The 15,409-nt window shown below is 75.2% G+C and carries 15 protein-coding genes; 7 read left to right on the forward strand and 8 right to left on the reverse strand.

All coding sequences use genetic code 11. The features are described 5' to 3' along the window. Positions 1 to 128: 128 nt before the first annotated feature. The 3 genes from ACGF4C_RS05480 to ACGF4C_RS05490 all read right to left on the reverse strand — a co-directional run bounded on the left by ACGF4C_RS05480 (position 129) and on the right by ACGF4C_RS05490 (position 3,171). A complete protein-coding gene (locus ACGF4C_RS05480) occupies positions 129 to 1,196 on the reverse strand; it encodes an alkene reductase (RefSeq protein WP_393563502.1) in 1,068 nt (355 codons plus the stop codon). A 121-nt stretch (positions 1,197 to 1,317) separates the two neighbouring features. Next, complete coding sequence (locus tag ACGF4C_RS05485) at positions 1,318 to 2,385, reverse strand: aminotransferase class V-fold PLP-dependent enzyme (protein ID WP_393563504.1); 1,068 nt, start codon at positions 2,383 to 2,385, stop codon at positions 1,318 to 1,320. Between the two features lie 81 nt (positions 2,386 to 2,466). Continuing rightward, positions 2,467 to 3,171: a DsbA family oxidoreductase gene (locus tag ACGF4C_RS05490; protein ID WP_393563506.1), complete on the reverse strand. Its 705-nt coding sequence runs from the start codon at positions 3,169 to 3,171 to the stop codon at positions 2,467 to 2,469. A gap of 100 nt (positions 3,172 to 3,271) precedes the next feature. Between ACGF4C_RS05490 and ACGF4C_RS05495 the strand changes: the two genes are divergently transcribed. Then, on the forward strand, positions 3,272 to 4,003 hold the full coding sequence (locus tag ACGF4C_RS05495; protein WP_393563507.1) for a class I SAM-dependent methyltransferase: 732 nt from the start codon (positions 3,272 to 3,274) through the stop codon (positions 4,001 to 4,003). Here ACGF4C_RS05495 and ACGF4C_RS05500 read toward each other — a convergent pair. Both ACGF4C_RS05500 and ACGF4C_RS05505 read right to left on the reverse strand, forming a co-directional pair. Continuing rightward, positions 3,903 to 4,532, reverse strand: a complete 630-nt coding sequence (locus tag ACGF4C_RS05500) for a GNAT family N-acetyltransferase (RefSeq protein WP_393563508.1) — start codon at positions 4,530 to 4,532, stop codon at positions 3,903 to 3,905. The two genes, ACGF4C_RS05495 and ACGF4C_RS05500, sit on opposite strands and share 101 nt — an antisense overlap. 8 nt (positions 4,533 to 4,540) lie before the next feature. Beyond that, a complete protein-coding gene (locus tag ACGF4C_RS05505; RefSeq protein WP_393563510.1) occupies positions 4,541 to 6,100 on the reverse strand; it encodes an aldehyde dehydrogenase (NADP(+)) in 1,560 nt (519 codons plus the stop codon). 235 nt (positions 6,101 to 6,335) lie between these two features. Between ACGF4C_RS05505 and ACGF4C_RS05510 the strand changes: the two genes are divergently transcribed. The 3 genes from ACGF4C_RS05510 to ACGF4C_RS05520 all read left to right on the forward strand — a co-directional run bounded on the left by ACGF4C_RS05510 (position 6,336) and on the right by ACGF4C_RS05520 (position 9,251). Further along, the gene (locus ACGF4C_RS05510; protein ID WP_393563512.1) at positions 6,336 to 7,106 is read left to right on the forward strand and encodes an IclR family transcriptional regulator; all 771 of its coding nucleotides are present in this window, start codon (positions 6,336 to 6,338) and stop codon (positions 7,104 to 7,106) included. Positions 7,107 to 7,203: 97 nt separating this feature from the next. Further along, a complete protein-coding gene (locus ACGF4C_RS05515; protein ID WP_393563514.1) occupies positions 7,204 to 8,514 on the forward strand; it encodes a sensor histidine kinase in 1,311 nt (436 codons plus the stop codon). Beyond that, positions 8,511 to 9,251: a response regulator gene (locus ACGF4C_RS05520; protein WP_388961690.1), complete on the forward strand. Its 741-nt coding sequence runs from the start codon at positions 8,511 to 8,513 to the stop codon at positions 9,249 to 9,251. The genes ACGF4C_RS05515 and ACGF4C_RS05520 overlap by 4 nt, the downstream gene beginning before the upstream one ends. Here the strand turns inward: ACGF4C_RS05520 and ACGF4C_RS05525 are convergent. Together ACGF4C_RS05525 and ACGF4C_RS05530 are read right to left on the reverse strand one after the other, a co-directional pair. Next, positions 9,223 to 10,464, reverse strand: a complete 1,242-nt coding sequence (locus ACGF4C_RS05525) for a hypothetical protein (RefSeq protein WP_393563517.1) — start codon at positions 10,462 to 10,464, stop codon at positions 9,223 to 9,225. The genes ACGF4C_RS05520 and ACGF4C_RS05525 overlap by 29 nt on opposite strands. After that, positions 10,464 to 11,462, reverse strand: coding sequence for a 5-dehydro-4-deoxyglucarate dehydratase (locus ACGF4C_RS05530; protein WP_393563518.1), 999 nt, complete (start codon positions 11,460 to 11,462; stop codon positions 10,464 to 10,466). The genes ACGF4C_RS05525 and ACGF4C_RS05530 overlap by 1 nt, the downstream gene beginning before the upstream one ends. Before the next feature lie 292 nt (positions 11,463 to 11,754). Here ACGF4C_RS05530 and ACGF4C_RS05535 point away from each other — a divergent pair, with 292 nt between their 5' ends. From ACGF4C_RS05535 to ACGF4C_RS05545, 3 genes are all read left to right on the forward strand, one after another. After that, positions 11,755 to 12,609, forward strand: a complete 855-nt coding sequence (locus ACGF4C_RS05535; RefSeq protein WP_393563520.1) for an NAD-dependent epimerase/dehydratase family protein — start codon at positions 11,755 to 11,757, stop codon at positions 12,607 to 12,609. A 136-nt stretch (positions 12,610 to 12,745) separates the two neighbouring features. Next, entirely contained in the window at positions 12,746 to 13,018 is a 273-nt protein-coding gene (locus ACGF4C_RS05540; protein ID WP_030411749.1) for a GlsB/YeaQ/YmgE family stress response membrane protein, read from the forward strand. 88 nt (positions 13,019 to 13,106) lie between these two features. Continuing rightward, positions 13,107 to 14,348 (forward strand): TerD family protein, encoded by a 1,242-nt coding sequence (locus tag ACGF4C_RS05545; protein WP_393563928.1) that lies wholly within the window; start codon positions 13,107 to 13,109, stop codon positions 14,346 to 14,348. Here ACGF4C_RS05545 and ACGF4C_RS05550 read toward each other — a convergent pair. Then, entirely contained in the window at positions 14,323 to 15,354 is a 1,032-nt protein-coding gene (locus ACGF4C_RS05550; protein ID WP_393563522.1) for an MsnO8 family LLM class oxidoreductase, read from the reverse strand. The genes ACGF4C_RS05545 and ACGF4C_RS05550 overlap by 26 nt on opposite strands. Positions 15,355 to 15,409: the final 55 nt, after the last annotated feature.

A 15,409-nucleotide genomic window follows, 5' to 3' on the forward strand; every position in this document is an offset into this window, starting at 1 on the left:
CCGTCCACCGGGGGGGGGGGGATCCACCCCCGGTTTTTTTGGGGGGGGGGGGGGGGGCCCCGGGGGGGGGGGGGGCGCGGCCCCCCCCCCCCGGGGGGGGGGGGGCCCCCCCCGCCGCCGTGTGGAGGTCAGTCCGCGAGCGCCGGGTAGTCGAGGTAGCCGGTGTCGTCGCCGCCGTAGAAACTCGCCCGGTCGGGGGTGTTGAAGGGGCCGCCGAGGGCGAGCCGGCGGGGCAGGTCGGGGTTGGCGAGGAACAGCGCGCCGTAGGCGAGCAGATCGGCCCCGCCCTCCTCGATCAGGCCGAGCTCCTCGGGGCCGGTGGGCCGGCCGTCGGTGGCCGGGTTGAGCAGGAACGTGCCGCCGAAGCGCTTGCGCAGCCGGGCCAGCAGGTCCAGGTCGCGGACGTCGCAGGTGTGCAGATAGACCAGGCCCAGCGGGGCGATCGCCTCGATCAGCGTGGTGTAGGTGGTCTCGGGGGCGGGCTCGGCGATGTCGTTGAAGGGGTTGCCGGGCGAGATCCGCAGTCCGGTGCGGTGTGCGCCTATGGCGCCTGCGACGGCCCGGACGACCTCGATGGCGAAGCGGGCCCGGGCCTCGTCGGAGCCGCCCCACCCGTCGGTGCGGAGGTTGGCGTTGGGCGCCAGGAACTGGTGGATCAGATAGCCGTTGGCGCCGTGGATCTCCACGCCGTCGAAGCCGGCCTCGACGGCGTTGCGGGCCGCCGCGGCGAATCCGGCGATCGTCGCATCGATCTCCTCGCCGGTCAGCTCGCGCGGGGTGACGAAGTCCGTCGGGCCCTCCTGGGTGAAGCCCTGGCCGGCCGCGGCGACCGCGGAGGGCCCCACCGGCACCAGGCCGTCGGGCAGCAGCACCGGGTGGCCGACGCGGCCGCCGTGCCACAGCTGGGCGAAGATCCTGCCGCCGGCGGCGTGCACGGAGTCGGTGACCGCGCGCCATCCGGCGACCTGCTCGGGGGTGTGCAGGCCGGGGGTCAACGGGTAGCCGCGGCCGACCGGTTCGGTCTGGGCGGCCTCGGTGATGATGAGGCCGGCCGAGGCCCGCTGGGTGTAGTAGCGGACCATCGACGGGGTGGGGACGCCCTCCTCGGTGGCGCGGTTCCGCGTCATGGGCGCCATCACGATGCGGTTGGCGAGCGGAATGCCGGCGAGCTCGAAGGGCTCGAATGCGGTGGTCACTGAGGGCCTCTCAACTACGGTGCGGAAGCAGGGCCGTTGACCATGACGGTCGACACCTTCCCACTGACGGTTCGACACTTCCAACGTCCCGGGCCCGCCGCGCATTCCCGTCACCGGCCGGCTATTTCAGCAGCTCCAGCAGCCGTTCCACGTCGGCCGTTCCGTTGTAGAGGTGGAAGGCCGCGCGCAGCAGGCCGCCGCGCACCGAGATCCGTACGCCGGCCTCGGCCAGCCGCTCCTGGGCGTCGGCCGGTCCGGGGGCGGAGACGATCGCCGAGCCGGGCGCGCCGCGCGGGGTCAGGCCGCGTTCGGCCAGTCCGGCGCGGTACTGGTCGGCGAGCGCGGTGTTGTGCGCGTGGACGGCGGCCACGCCCAGCTCCTCGATGAGGCCGAGGGACGCCGCGGCGCCGATGTACGCGAAGTGGGCGTGCGGTTCGTCGTAGCGGCGGGCAGTGGCGGCCGGCCGGATCAGGCCGTAGTTGGACTCGCCGATGTCCTCCCCGGCCACCCAGCCGGCGTGCGGCGCCGGCCAGTCGGGTGCGGTGCCGGGTCCGCCGCGGTCGCCGCCGAAGGCCATGAACGTCGTACCGCGCGGACAGAGCAGCCATTTGAACGCGCCGCAGACCAGGAAGTCGTAGTCGGCGGCGCGCAGCGGCAGCCAGCCGGCGGCCTGGGTGGCGTCGAGGTAGGTGAGCGCGCCGTGGGCCGCCGCAGCCTCGCGCACCGCCGCGAGGTCGGCGATCCGGCCGTCGAGCGACTGCACGGCGCTGAAGGCGACCAGGGCCGTGCCGGGGCGCACCTCGTCGGCCAGGGCCTCCAGCGGCACGGTGCGCAGGGTGAGGTTCGGGTGGGTGCCGAGCGGGTTGACCAGGGAGCTGAAGTCGCCCTCGGGGGCGAGGACTTCGCTGCCGGGCGGGAGCGAGGCGGCCACGACCGCGGACTGCACCGCGACCGAGCTGCCGATGGCGACCCGCTCGGCGGGGATGTCCAGCAGCCGGGCGAAGGCGGCCCGGGCGGCGGCGGGCGCGGCGAAGTAGTCGCGGCCCATCGTGCCGTAGGAGGTGGCCTCCTCGACGGCCGCGCGCAGGGCGTCGGCGCTGCGCCGGGGGAGCAGTCCGCTGGAGGCGGAGTTCAGATAGGTCGTCTCGGGCGCGAATTCGGCCCCGCCGAGTGGCTCATGTCGCTGCATGCCCCCACTGTGCTCGGCGGGGCACGCTCCGTCCACGGTGTTCCGGTCCGTGGTCGTGCCCGGTCGGCCGCCGGCCGGCGGTCAGTTTGCGGGCACCGCGCAGCCGTCCGGCCCGCAGACCTCCGCGTCACCGGCCGGCACGATCTCCACCACGCCGTCGGCGTGGGCCCGCTCCAGGGCCTGCCGGAAGACCTCGGCGGGCTGGCCGCCCGAGATGCCGTAGCGGCGGTCGATGACGAAGAACGGGACGCCGGTGGCGCCCAGCTCGGCCGCCGCGCGCTCGTCGGCGCGCACCTCCTGGGCGTACGCGTCGGGGTCGGCGAGCACCCGGGCGACCTCGTCGGCGGGCAGCCCGGCGCCGGTGGCGAGCCCGGCGAGGACGGCGGGGTCGCCGAGCGGCCGGGCCTCGGCGAAGTTGGCGCGGTAGAAGGCGTCGAGCAGCGCCTCCTGGCGGCCGTGCGCGTCGGCCAGGTGCAGCAGGCGGTGCAGGTCGAAGGTGTTGCCGTGGATGCGGTCGGACCGGTAGTCCAGGCCCTCCTGGGCGGCCGCGGCGGCGACCCGGGCCTCCATCTGCTCGGCCTGGGAGCGGCTGACGCCGTACTTGGCGGCGAGCATGTCGAGCACCGGGACGTCGGAGGCCGGCGGCGCCTTCGGGTCCAGCTCGAAGGAGCGGTGCACCACCTCGACCTGGTCGCGGTGCGCGAACGCGGCGAGCCCGGCCTCGAAGCGGGCCTTGCCGATGTAGCACCAGGGGCAGGCGATGTCGGACCAGATTTCGACGCGCATGTGCTGACTTTCCTCGTGGGGACGGGTGGGGACGTGTGGGGACGTGTTCGTGTGGGCAACCGCGCGGGGCGCCGGGCTATTCCGCGGGTACCGTCCGGACATGACCTCGCCACAGGGATTCCTCGGTTTCTGGGAGACGACCGGCTCCGCGAAGACCTTCACCCACCCGCTCGATCCGGGTCTGCTGGCCGCCCACGTGCCGCGGGAGGCGCGGGTGCTGGACTACGGCTGCGGCTACGGGCGGCTGACCGCCGAGCTGGCGGGGCTGGGGTACCGCGGGGTGTGCGGGGTGGACGTCTCGGCGGCGCTGATCGCGCGGGGGCGGCGGGAGCATCCGGAGCTGGACCTGCGGCACCACCCGGGACTTCCGCTGCCGTTCGGGGCGGGGTCCTTCGACGCGGCGCTGCTGTTCGCGGTGCTCACCTGCGTGCCCCGGGACGTGGACCAGGAGGCGATCGCCGGGGAGCTGGGGCGGCTGGTACGGCCGGGCGGGGTGCTGTACGTGAGCGACGTGCCGCTGCAGGACGATGCGTTCAACCAGGAGCGGTACCGGCGGTTCGCGGACCGGTACGGGACGTTCGGGGTGTTCGAGACGCCCGACGGCGGGGTCTTCCGGCACCACACCCCACAGCGGCTGCGGGAGCTGGTGCGGGCGGCGGGCTTCTCGGTGGTGGCGGAGCGGTCCGGGTCGGTGGGGACGCTGGACGGGCGGCGGGCCGAGCGGCTGCAGCTCATCGGCCGGAGGACGGCGGCTCCGGCGGCTCCGGCGGCTCCGGCGGCTCCGGCGGCGGAGCGTCCGGAGCCGGGCCGGTCAGGTCCAGCGCCAGAGTGAGGTGGGTGGCGTCGGGGGCGGGGCGGCGGTCCGGGTCGGGGCGCCAGCCGAGCCGGTCGTAGAAGGCGCGGGCGCGGTGGTTGTGCCAGAGGACGTCGAGGACGGCGCGGGAGAACCCGGCCGTGTGCCAGGCGCGCAGACAGGCGGTGTGCAGGGCGCGGCCGACGCCGGTGCCCCAGTGGGCGGGCGCGACGTGCAGCTGGTCGAGCGCGACGGTGGGGCGGGCGGTGCCGGTGCGATCGGGTTCCCCGCGCGCCGTCGAGGCGTGCGGGAGGTAGGAGGCGGCGCCGACGACCGTGCCGTGCCGTTCGGCGCAGAGCGCGGGGGCGTCGGCGCGGTCCAGGACCCGGGCCCAGGCGTCGTGCCAGCGGGCCTGTTCGCCCGGGATGTCGAAGGGCGCGCCGGGGTGGCGGGCACGGTGGTACGCGGCGCGGGCGCCGGCGTGCAGGGCGGCGATCGCCGGCAGGTCCCCGCGGGTCGCGCCGCGGACCCGGAGGACGGCCGTGGCCGTGTCCGGGGCGGGGCGCACGCCGGGCCTCACCCGCCCTCGGGGCGGCCGTCGATCCGGCGCGGCAGCCCGAGGGGATTGCCGTCGCGGAGTGCGGGCGGCAGCAGGGCGGGCGGGGTGTCCTGGTAGGCGACCGGCCGCAGCCAGCGTTCCACAGCGGTGCCGCCGACGGAGGTGGCGGTCGAGGTGGTGGCCGGGTAGGGGCCGCCGTGGTGCTGGGCGGGCGCGACCGCGACGCCGGTGGGCCAGCCGTTGACGACCACCCGGCCGGCGAGCGGGGTGACCCGGGCGAGCAGCCGGGCACCGAGGCCGTCGCCGTCGGTGCCGTCCCCGTCGGTGCCGGTGGTCTCCGCGTCGCTCAGGTGGAGGGTCGCGGAGAGGTTGCCGGGCAGCCGGGCGAGGACGGCACCGATCTCGGCCTCGTCGGTGTAGCGGGCGACGACGGTGACCGGGCCGAAGCACTCCTCCAGCAGCAGGTCGTGCGGGCCCTCGGCGGTGAGGCGGGCGGCGGGCACGGTGAGGAAGCCGGCGCTGACGGTGTGCTCACCGCCGGCCCCCGGGGTCACCGGGGCCTCGACGTCGGGCAGTTCGGCGCGGCCGCGGATGCCGCCGAGGAACGCCTCGCGCATCCGCCGGTCGAGCATCACCCCGGCCTCGGTGTCGCTGACCGCGTCGGTCAGCGAGGCCAGCAGCCGGTCCCCGGCCGGCCCGGCGGGCGCCAGCACCAGGCCCGGCTTGACGCAGAACTGGCCGGTGCCCAGGGTCATCGAGCCGGCCAGCCCGGCGCCGATCTGCTCGGCGCGTTCGGCGGCCGCGGCCTCGGTGATCACGACCGGGTTGAGGCTGCCCAGCTCGCCGTGGAAGGGGATCGGGTGCGGGCGGGCCGCGGCCGCGTCGTACAGGGCGCGGCCGCCGCGGACCGAGCCGGTGAAGCCGGCCGCGGCCACCAGCGGGTGGCGGACCAGGTCGATCCCGGCCTGGAAGCCGTGGACGAGGTGCAGTACGCCGGCCGGCAGCCCGGTCTCGTCGGCGGCGCGGCGCAGCAGCGCGGCGCACAGTTCGGAGGTGGCGGGGTGGTCCGGGTGCGCCTTGACGACGACCGGGCAGCCGGCCGCGAGGGCGCTGGCGGTGTCGCCGCCGGGAACGGAGAAGGCCAGCGGGAAGTTGCTGGCGGAGTAGACCGCGACCACGCCCAGCGGGATCTTGTAGCGGCGCAGGTCGGGCCGGGGCGGGGTGAGGGCGGGGTCGGCGTGGTCGATCCGTACGTCGAGGAAGGCGCCCTCCTCGACGAGGTCCGCGAAGGACCGCAACTGGTAGGTGGTGCGGGCGAGTTCGCCGGTGAGGCGGCCGGGGCCGAGCGCGGTCTCGGCGTCGGCGGCCTCGATGACCGCCTCGCCCGCCTCGTCGAGCAGGCCGGCGGCGCGGCGCAGCAGCGCGGCCCGCACCGCACGGTCGGCCAGCGCGTCCCGGGCGGCGTGCGCGGCGCGGACCGCGCTGTCCACCTCGGCCTCTGTGGCCTCCACCGCAACCTGCTCCCGCCGCTTCCCGGTTCGGGGGTCGACACTCCAGACTGGTGCTGCCGCTGCCACCGTGCATTCCTCCTGGTGATGCCGTGCCGAGGTCGTACTGCGTCGTGCCGCATCGTGCTGCGTGGTGCGGCCCGTCGCCGTGCCGGTCCGGAACGTCCGTTCCCGGGCGTGCTGCCCGGCTTCCGGAGCCGTCCGGCCCTTGCAGCGGACCGGACACCGTTCGATATGGTGAACGTCGTCCCAGATCTTGAACAAACGGGACTCTATGGCTGTCCGAACAGAGGGGTCAAGGGCGATGTCAGCTGCCGATTCCGGAGGATCGCAGGTCAAGTCCGCGGTGCGGACGGTGGAACTCCTGGAGTACTTCGCGGGCAGCCCCGGTATGCATTCCCTCGCCTCCGTCCAGGAAGCCGTCGGCTACCCGAAGTCCAGCCTCTACATGCTGCTGCGCACCCTGGTCGACCTCGGCTGGGTGGAGACCGACGCGACCGGCACCCGGTACGGCATCGGCGTCCGCGCGCTGCTGGTCGGCACGTCGTACATCGACGGCGACGAGGTGGTGGCGGTGGCCAGGCCGGCGCTGGACCGGCTCTCCGACGACACCACCGAGACCATCCACCTCGCCCGCCTCGACGGCACCAACGTGGTCTACCTCGCCACCCGGCAGTCGCAGCACTACCTGCGCCCGTTCACCCGGGTCGGCCGGCGGCTGCCCGCCCACTCCACCTCGCTGGGCAAGGCGCTGCTCGCCACGTACACCGACGACCAGGTGCGGGCGATGCTGCCGCCGGGCCTCGCGCAGCTGACCGAGCACACGATCACCGACCGCGAGCAGCTCATCGAGGAGCTGCACGCGGTGCGCGAGCAGGGCTACGCGGTCGACCGCGAGGAGAACACCCTGGGCCTGCGCTGCTTCGGTGTGGCGATCCCCTACCGCACCCCGGCCCGGGACGCGATCAGCTGCTCGGTGCCGGTGGCCCGGCTGACCCCGGCCCATGAGCAGATGATCAAGGACACCCTGTTCGACGCCCGCGACCGGCTGGCCCTGGCGACCCGGCGGCTGTGAGGCGCCCCCCGGGCCGGGTGGCCCTCCCCCGTACGGCGGAGGCGGATCGTCGGCGGGACCGAGGCGCGCGGTCCGGCCGGGCGGAAGGCTGGCGGGCATGAAAGGACACGTCCGGCTGCGGCTGAGGGGCGGCCGCTGGGTCCATCTGATCCTGGGCGGCGCGCTCCTGATGCCGTTCTACCTGCTGGCCTCGGTCGTCCTCCCGCTGTTCTGGCCCGGCGCCGACCCGCTGCGTCAAGTGCCCGTGCAGTTCACCGCGTTCGGCTGCGCGCTGCCGCTCGCCGCGGTGGCCGGGCTGCTCTTCCCGCTGCTGCGCCCGCTGGAGGTGGCCGCCGTACGGTCCCTGTGCGGGGTGCCCGGGGAGCGGCTGGCCGACGGGCCGGCGCTCACGTGGGCGGCCCGCCGGCGCAGCGCGCTGTGGTTCGTGGCGCATCTGACGACCGGCGGCATCGTCAGCGGTATGACCCTGTCCGCCCCGCCCGCCGCGATGGTGCTGCTGGTACTGCCGTTCTCCGCGCCGCTACGGGACTCCGTACCCGCCTGGACGCGGGAGCTGCCCGGCGTCCTCGGCCCGCTCGCCGGGCTCGGGTTGCTGGGCCTGGTCCTTTGCACCACCTGGGCGGCCGGGACCCTGCTGGCCCGCTGCGCCCCGCCGCTGCTGGGGCCCACCCCCGCCGACCGGCTGGCCGCCGCCGAACGCCGCGCCGCCGACCTGGCGTCCCGCAACCGGCTGGCCCGCGAACTGCACGACTCCGTCGGCCACGCGCTGAGCGCGGTCACCCTCCAGGCGAGCGCGGCCCGCCGGGTCCTGGACGCGGACCCCGAGTTCGCCCGCCGGGCGCTGGCCGCCATCGAGGACACCACCCGCGCCGCGGTCGCCGAACTGGACACCGTCCTGGGCCTGTTGCGCGAGGAGGACGGCTCCGACCCGGCGCTGCCCGCCCCCACCCTGGACGCCCTGGAAGCACTGCTGGAGCGGACCCGGGCGGCGGGCGTACCGGTCGAGGCGACCGTGCGGGGCCGCTGCACCGGACTGCCGCCGGTGGTCTCCCGGGAGGCGTACCGCATCGTGCAGGAGGGCCTCGGCAACGTCCTGCGGCACGCCGGCCCGGTCCCGGTCCGGCTCCAACTCTGCGCAATAAACGGCGAGTTGACGCTTCGGATGGAGAACCCGCTTTCCGGAGCGGCGCCGGAGGGAGCGCCCCGGGCCGGCGGCGGCCGCGGTCTGCGGGGCATCGCGGAGCGCGCCCGGCTGCTCGGCGGGGAGGCGGCCGCCGGGCCGCAGGACGGCACCTGGCGGCTGACCGCCCGGCTGCCGCTGGCGGGGCAGACGCACGACACGACCGATCACACGGGGAACGGGACGCCGGGCCGACGACGGGCCGGGCCGGAGGGGGACGCACCATGACGCAGGAACCGGCCACGGAGCCGTCGGCCGAGCAGGGCGGGCCGCCGCACTCCCCGCTCCCACTCCGCATCGTGCTCGCCGACGACGAGCGGATGGTGCGCACCGCGCTGCGCGCCATCCTGGGCGCCGAGCCCGATCTGGAGGTCGTCGGCGAAGCGTCCACCGGAGCCGAGGCGGTGCCGCTGATCCGGTCGCTGCGCCCGGACGTGGTGCTGATGGACGTGCGGATGCCGGAGATCGACGGGATCCGGGCGACCGAGCAGGTGCTCGCCACCATGCCCGAGCCGCCGCGGATCATCGTCGTGACCACTTTCGAGAACGACGCCTACGTCTACGACGCGCTGCGGGCCGGCGCCAGCGGCTTCCTGCTCAAGCGGTCCGGTGCGGACGAACTGGTGCAGGCGGTACGGCTGGTGGCACGCAGCGACTCGCTGCTCTTCCCGGCCGCGGTGCGCCGGCTGGCCGCCCGGCACGCCGGGCAGCGGGCCGCGGAGGACACCGCGCGGCTGCTCCGGGCCCGGCTGTCCGACCGGGAGCGGGCGGTGCTGCGGCTGATGACCGCGGGCCTCACCAACGCCGAGATCGCCGACCGGCTGGGCGTGGGCCCCGCCACGGTGAAGACCCATGTGGCGGGCGTGCTGGCCAAACTCGGCGTGCGGGACCGCACCCAGGCCGTCATCACGGCGTACGAGTGCGGGTTCGTCCGCCCTACGGCCGCTCCCCCGCTCCGTCCCTGAGCCGGGCCAGCGCCTCCCGGACGGCGGCCAGGTCGTCGTTGCCGGCCAGGCCCGCGTGGTACAGGTGCAGTTCGCCGGCGCCCAGGCGGGCCGCGTGGGCGGCGTCGGCGGCGAGGGTGCGGGGGCTGCCGCCCAGGCCGGAGACGATGGTGAGGTTGGCGGCGACCGTCGCGGCGGCGGGGCGGGGCCCGGCGAACGGGCCGAGTGCCGCGGCGCGGGCCGCCGCGCCGCCGGTGCAGGGCAGGACCACACCGTCCGCGTCGGCCAGCGCCTCGGCCGGGTCCACACCGGGGTGCGCGCCGCAGCGGTGGGTGGCGGGATCGGCGTGCAGCAGCACCCGGAAGCCGCCCGGCGCGGCCGCCCGTACGGCGCCCACCACCGCGCGCCGCAGCCTCCGGGCGGCGCGGTCCCGCCAGGTGCGCAGCACAGCCGCCGGCTCCGCGCCGAGCAGCGCCTCGACGGCGGCCCACTCGCCCTCCCGGTCCACCGGAGGGGCGGACGGGCCGGACGGCCCGGACGGCGCCTCCGCCGACCAGAGCGGTTCCAGGGCGCTCACCACCGCCGCCCTCAACTCGCGGGCTGATATGCCGAGTTCGCGGTAACCCTCGGCGCACACCGTGCAGAAGCAGACCGACATCAGGTACTGCGCGGCGGCGGACAGCGGCACTCCGGCGATCTTGTCGTGGGCGTGCAGATGGGCCAGCCCGTACCAACCGCAGGACTCCAGTTCCGTACCGCGGGCGCCCGGGCGGACCGCGGCCTCGGCGGCGAGGTCGACGAGGTAGCCGCGCACCTCGGGCCGGGCGATGCACGGCGCCCACGGGTAGGCGTCCCCGTAGGCGTTGCGGACGACGAGGGACGGATGCTCGGCGCCCAGGCGGGAGTTGTGCGCCAGAACGACCCAGGTGTGCACCTCCAGGCCCGCGTCGGCCAGCGCCCGGGCGGCCGCGCCGAAGGGGTCGGGGCCGGCCACCCAGTCCTGGGCGTAGGGGCGGAGCTCCCGGCCGGACCAGCGGGCGGGGTCCGGCGGGTAGAGGACGGCGGAGTGCCGGGCGGTGACGATGCGGTGGCGCGGGTGGCGCGGGGTGAGGGCGCGGGTGGAGTGGTAGGCGGCGGCCAGGGACACCTGGTCGATGCCCAGGCCGGCGAGGCGGGCCGGGGCGTCCGGGTCGCCGATGACGTCCCAGGGGTAGAGGAAGGCGGCGGCGCGCATCAGGCGCCGGTCCCGGGTACCGCCGCGGCCAGCTCCAGGCCGTGGTGGAGCAGTGCGGCCAGCTGCTTCCGGTGCGCCGGGGCCGGTTCGGACAGCGGGGGCCGGACCTCGCCGACGTCCAGGCCGCGCAGCCGGACACCCGCCTTGACCAGCGAGACGGCGTAACCGCGGCCCTGGTTGCGGAGTTCGGCCAGCGGCCGGTAGAAGCCGTCCAGCAGCCGCTGCACGGTGTCGTGGTCGCCGGTGGCGAGCGCCCGGTGGAAGGCGAGGGCGATCTCGGGGGCGAAGGCGAAGACGGCGGAGGAGTAGAGGTGCACACCCAGGCCCCGGTAGGCGGGGCCGGTGAGTTCGGCGGTGGGCAGGCCGTTGAAGTAGAGGAAGTCCTCGCCCGGGGCTTCGGTGCGGACCGCGCTGATGATGCGCTGCAGCAGATCGAGGTCGCCCAGCCCGTCCTTGAGGCCGATGATGCCGGGGGTGCGGGCCAGGGCGACGACGGTGGACGGGGCGAAGACGGCGTTGTCGCGCTGGTAGACGATGACCGGCAGCTCGGTGGCGGCGGCGAGGGCGGTGTAGTGCCGCAGCAGGCCGTCCTGCCCGGCCACGACGAGGTAGGGCGGCAGGGCGAGCAGTCCGTCGGCGCCCGCCCGGTGGGCGAGGCGGGCGAAGTGGACGGCGAGCGCGGTGCCGTAGCCGGTGCCGGCGATCACCGGCACCCGGCCGGCGGTCTCCTCGACCGCGGCCGCGACGCAGTCGGCGAACTCCTCGGGGTCGAGCGCGGGGAACTCGCCGGTGCCGCAGCAGGCGAAGACCGCGGCCGCGCCCGCGTCGATGCCGCTCCGTACGTGGGCGCGGAAGGCCGTCAGGTCCAGGCTGCCGTCGGGGCCGTACGCGGTCACGGGGAAGAACAGCGGTCCGTCGAGGCGGTCGGCGAGCCGGGGGCCGGCTGCGGCGGGAGGAGGGGGTGCGGTCACTGGGCTCTCCCTGACATGCCCGCACATCGCAGTACGTGCATGTTTCTGATCGACGTCCATAACCCTGAACCGCGTTCACGCTAGAGCAGCCGACCTCCACGGTCAAGGATGCCCAACTCCCCTGACATCAGCGGGATTACAAGCCGATTTACCCGATCCGTCACATGTCTTGACCGGCCATGGCGCCCTCCTTAGCGTGTGGCGTCCACGGACATGAATCCGCATGGACATGAATCCGCCATCGAACGCCGCCCTCGAATGCGCCCTTCCGTGCCGCACGGGAGCCGTCCGCCCCACCGCCCGAGGAGTCCACCGCCCCATGACCGCACCCCGCACCGTCCTGCTCACCGGCGCCGCCGGCGGGCTCGGCACCCTGATGCGCGAGCTGCTGCCGCCCTACGGGTACCGGCTGCGCCTGTTCGACCAGCGAACCATCGAGAACATCGAGAACCTCGAGGACATCCGGCACATCGAGGACGCGGCGGGCGGACCGGAGGTCATCACCGCCGAGTTGGCCGACAAGGAGGCGCTGCGCGAGGCGGTGCGCGGGGTCGACGCGATCGTCCACTTCGCCGGGATCTCACTGGAGGCGCCGTTCGAGAAGATCCTGCGCGCCAACATCGAGGGCACCTACCACCTCTACGAGGCGGCGCGCGAGGCGGGCGTCCGCCGGATCGTCTTCGCCTCCTCCAACCACGCGGTGGGCTTCACCCCTCGCCCGGCGGACGGTTCCGGCGCGATCGGGGTGGACACCCCCCGCCGCCCGGACACCTACTACGGCCTCTCCAAGGGGTTCGGCGAGGACCTCGCCTCGCTCTACTGGGACCTGCACGGCATCGAGACCGTGTCCGTCCGGATCGGCTCCTGCTGCCCGGAACCGACCACGGTGCGGATGCTGTCGACCTGGCTGAGCCCGGCCGACGCGGCCCGTCTGCTGCACGCCGCGCTCACCGCGCCGGACGTCGGCCACACCGTCGTCCACGGCTCCTCCGCCAACACCCGCCTGTGGTGGGACCTGTCGTCCGCCCGCGCCCTCGGGTACGAGCCGAGGGACGACGCCGAGCTGTACGCCGCCGAACTCCTCGCCGCCCAGGGCGAACTGGACGCCGACAATCCGGAACACGCCCATCTCGGCGGCTCCTTCTGCACCGATCCGCCCCAGTGGCCCCACTGAGCGCCGGCCGCCGGCCCGGGCGGTGCGCACGTGGTACGGACCACGGCACGGAACCCGCGCCGCCCGGCCGGCGTCCTCGTCTGTGCACCGGCACCCCGCCGGGCACGCACACACGCGCAGGAACGAGGAACGCATCATGGGCATCGTCAGCTGGCTCGTACTGGGGCTGATCGCGGGCATCATCGCCAAGGTCCTGCTGCCGGGGCGCGACCCGGGCGGGATCGTCGGCACGACCCTGATCGGCATCGTGGGGTCCTTCATCGGCGGCTGGCTGTCCACCAAGTTCCTGCACCGCCCGATACCGAAGGACTTCGGCGAACCGTCCATGTGGATCGCCTCGGTCGCCGGTGCGCTGGTCCTGCTGATCGCCTACCGGCTGCTGTTCGGCAACTCCCGCGAACGACGGTGAGGACGACGGTGCGGCGGCCCGGCGGCCGGCCGGCCGCGGGTAATGGAACCGCAAAGGCGAACCGATCGTTGGTCCCGGCATGACCGCTATGACTCCTGGCTCGAACCTCCCGCTCACCGCCGTACGGGTCGCGGTGGACGTCACCGCCCCCGTACGGCTGGACGTCTCGGGCCTGCTGCTCGGCCCCGACGGCAAGGTGCGCTCCGACGACGACTTCGTGTTCTACAACCAGCCCACGGGCCCCGGTGTGACGTACTCCGCGGCGGCCGGCGGCGACACCATCACGGTGGACACCGCCGCGGTGCCCGACGCCATCGAGAAGATCGTGGTCACCGCGAGCCCGGACGCCCCCGGCGCGACGTTCGCGGGCACCGAGCCGACCGGCACCGTCCGCAACGCCGACGACGGCAGCCTGATCGCCACCTTCACCCCGCCGCGGCTGGGCGCGGAGACCGCACTGGTGGTCGTCGAGATCTACCGCCGGGCCGGGGCCTGGAAGGTCCGCGCGGTCGGCCAGGGCTACGCCGACGGCCTGGCCGGGATCGCCACCGACTTCGGCGTGAGCGTCGAGGAGCCGGCCGCCCCGGCCGCCGCCCCCGCCACCCCGGCGGCCCCGTTCACGCCTGCCGCCCCGCCGGCACCGGCCACTCCCCCGGCCCCGGCCGGCCAGTGGGGCCCGCCCGCCGGCGCCCCGGCCCCGGTGGCACCCCCGCCGGCCGCCGCGCCCGCGCCCGCCCCGGCGCCCGGCTCCGGGAAGGTCAACCTCGACAAGGGCCGGGTCAGCCTGCAGAAGAACCAGACCGTCTCGCTGGTCAAGGGCGGCCGCCCGCTCCTCGGCTCGGTGCGGATGGGCCTCGGCTGGGAGCCCGCCTTCCGCGGCAAGAACATCGACCTGGACGCCTCGGTCATCGCCTACGGCCCGGACCGCAAGAAGATCGACAACTGCTTCTTCGGCAAGCTGATGATCCTCGGTGGTGCGGTCCAGCACTCCGGCGACAACCTCACCGGCGAGGGCGCCGGCGACGACGAGGCGATCACCGTCCACCTCGGCGGGGTGCCCCCGGAGGTGACCGGCCTGGTCTTCGTCGTGAACTCCTTCTCCGGCCAGAAGTTCTCCGACGTCGCCAAGGCGTACTGCCGCCTGCTGGACGCCCAGACCGGCGAGGAACTGGTCCGCTTCGACCTCACCCACGGCGAACCGCGCACCGGCGTGATGATGGCCAAGCTGATCCGCCAGTTCTCCGGCGAGTGGGAGATGACCGCCATGGGCGAGTTCGTCGACGCCCGCACGGTCCGCGGGATGGTCAAACCCGCCGGTCAGGCACTGTGAGCCCGGCGACCCGCGCCAGCCGCTCGTACGACTCGGTCAGCGCCGCGCGGTCGTAGGTGCTGGTGGTGACCAGCACCTCGTCCGCGCCGCTGCGGTCGATCAGCGTGCCGAGGGCGTCGGCAACCTGCTCCTCCGTGCCGTGCACGTGCCCGCGCAGGGCGTCCTCGTAGAAGCCGCGCTCACGGTCGGACATGCCGGCCGTGGCCGCCGGGCCGTCCTCGGCGGGCCGCAGCGGCGGGAAGACGCCGTGGGTGCGGGAGTGGGCGAGCGCGCGGGCCTCCGGCAGCAGCAGCCGGCGCGCCGCCGCCTCGGTGTCCGCGACCGCCACCGTCCCGGAGACGACCACGTACGGGCGCTCCCACAGCGGCGAGGGCCGGAAGTCCTGGCGGTAGCCGTCGATGGCGTCCAGCATCTGCTGCCGGCCGCGGACGTCGCCGATGACCAGCGCCAGCCCGGCCGCCGCGGCGATCCGCGCGCCGGCCCCGGTCGCCAGGACGAACGCCGGGACCTGCAGCCCCTCCGCGGGCCGCGCGTGGACCTCGGGATGGGCGGTCTGCTCGCCCGTGAAGTAGCCGATCAGCTCGGCGAGTTGGGCCCCGAAGTCGTCGGTGGCGTCCTTGTCCGTGCCCAGGGCGCGGCGGATCCCGCCGGTGAAGCCGACCGACCGGCCGAGCCCCATGTCGATCCGGCCGGGGAAGAGCGACTCCAGCACCCCGAACTGCTCGGCGACCACCAGCGGCCGGTGGTTGGGCAGCATCACCCCGCCGGTGCCGACCCGGATCCGGGACGTCGCGGCGGCCACCGCGGCGGCGAGCACGGTCGGCGCGGAGCCGGCCACGCCGGGCACGCTGTGGTGCTCGGAGACCCAGAAGCGGTGGTAGCCGAGCTCCTCGACGCGGCGGGCCAGCGCCACCGTGTCCCGCAGGGCGGCCGCCGCCGGGTGCCCTTCCCTGGTGCGGGAGCGGTCCAGGACCGAAAATTGTGTCGTCCGTGTCGTCGAGTTCACCACCCCTGCTTCAACGTCCCGCCGCCCCCAGGATTCCCGTCCCGCCCGCCGGCCG

This window comes from Streptomyces sp. NPDC048197 (genome assembly GCF_043202395.1).
Taxonomy (GTDB): domain Bacteria; phylum Actinomycetota; class Actinomycetes; order Streptomycetales; family Streptomycetaceae; genus Streptomyces; species Streptomyces siderophoricus.

Bases quoted from the DNA above. Each gene is read 5' to 3' on its own strand.
- ACGF4C_RS05485 (WP_393563504.1), bottom strand. From the start codon at position 2,385: ATGCAGCGACATGAGCCACTCGGCGGGGCCGAATTCGCGCCCGAGACG.
- ACGF4C_RS05490 (WP_393563506.1), bottom strand. From the start codon at position 3,171: ATGCGCGTCGAAATCTGGTCCGACATCGCCTGCCCCTGGTGCTACATC.
- ACGF4C_RS05495 (WP_393563507.1), top strand. From the start codon at position 3,272: ATGACCTCGCCACAGGGATTCCTCGGTTTCTGGGAGACGACCGGCTCC.
- ACGF4C_RS05510 (WP_393563512.1), top strand. From the start codon at position 6,336: ATGTCAGCTGCCGATTCCGGAGGATCGCAGGTCAAGTCCGCGGTGCGG.
- ACGF4C_RS05515 (WP_393563514.1), top strand. From the start codon at position 7,204: ATGAAAGGACACGTCCGGCTGCGGCTGAGGGGCGGCCGCTGGGTCCAT.
- ACGF4C_RS05520 (WP_388961690.1), top strand. From the start codon at position 8,511: ATGACGCAGGAACCGGCCACGGAGCCGTCGGCCGAGCAGGGCGGGCCG.
- ACGF4C_RS05525 (WP_393563517.1), bottom strand. From the start codon at position 10,464: ATGCGCGCCGCCGCCTTCCTCTACCCCTGGGACGTCATCGGCGACCCG.
- ACGF4C_RS05530 (WP_393563518.1), bottom strand. From the start codon at position 11,462: ATGTGCGGGCATGTCAGGGAGAGCCCAGTGACCGCACCCCCTCCTCCC.
- ACGF4C_RS05535 (WP_393563520.1), top strand. From the start codon at position 11,755: ATGACCGCACCCCGCACCGTCCTGCTCACCGGCGCCGCCGGCGGGCTC.
- ACGF4C_RS05540 (WP_030411749.1), top strand. From the start codon at position 12,746: ATGGGCATCGTCAGCTGGCTCGTACTGGGGCTGATCGCGGGCATCATC.
- ACGF4C_RS05545 (WP_393563928.1), top strand. From the start codon at position 13,107: ATGACTCCTGGCTCGAACCTCCCGCTCACCGCCGTACGGGTCGCGGTG.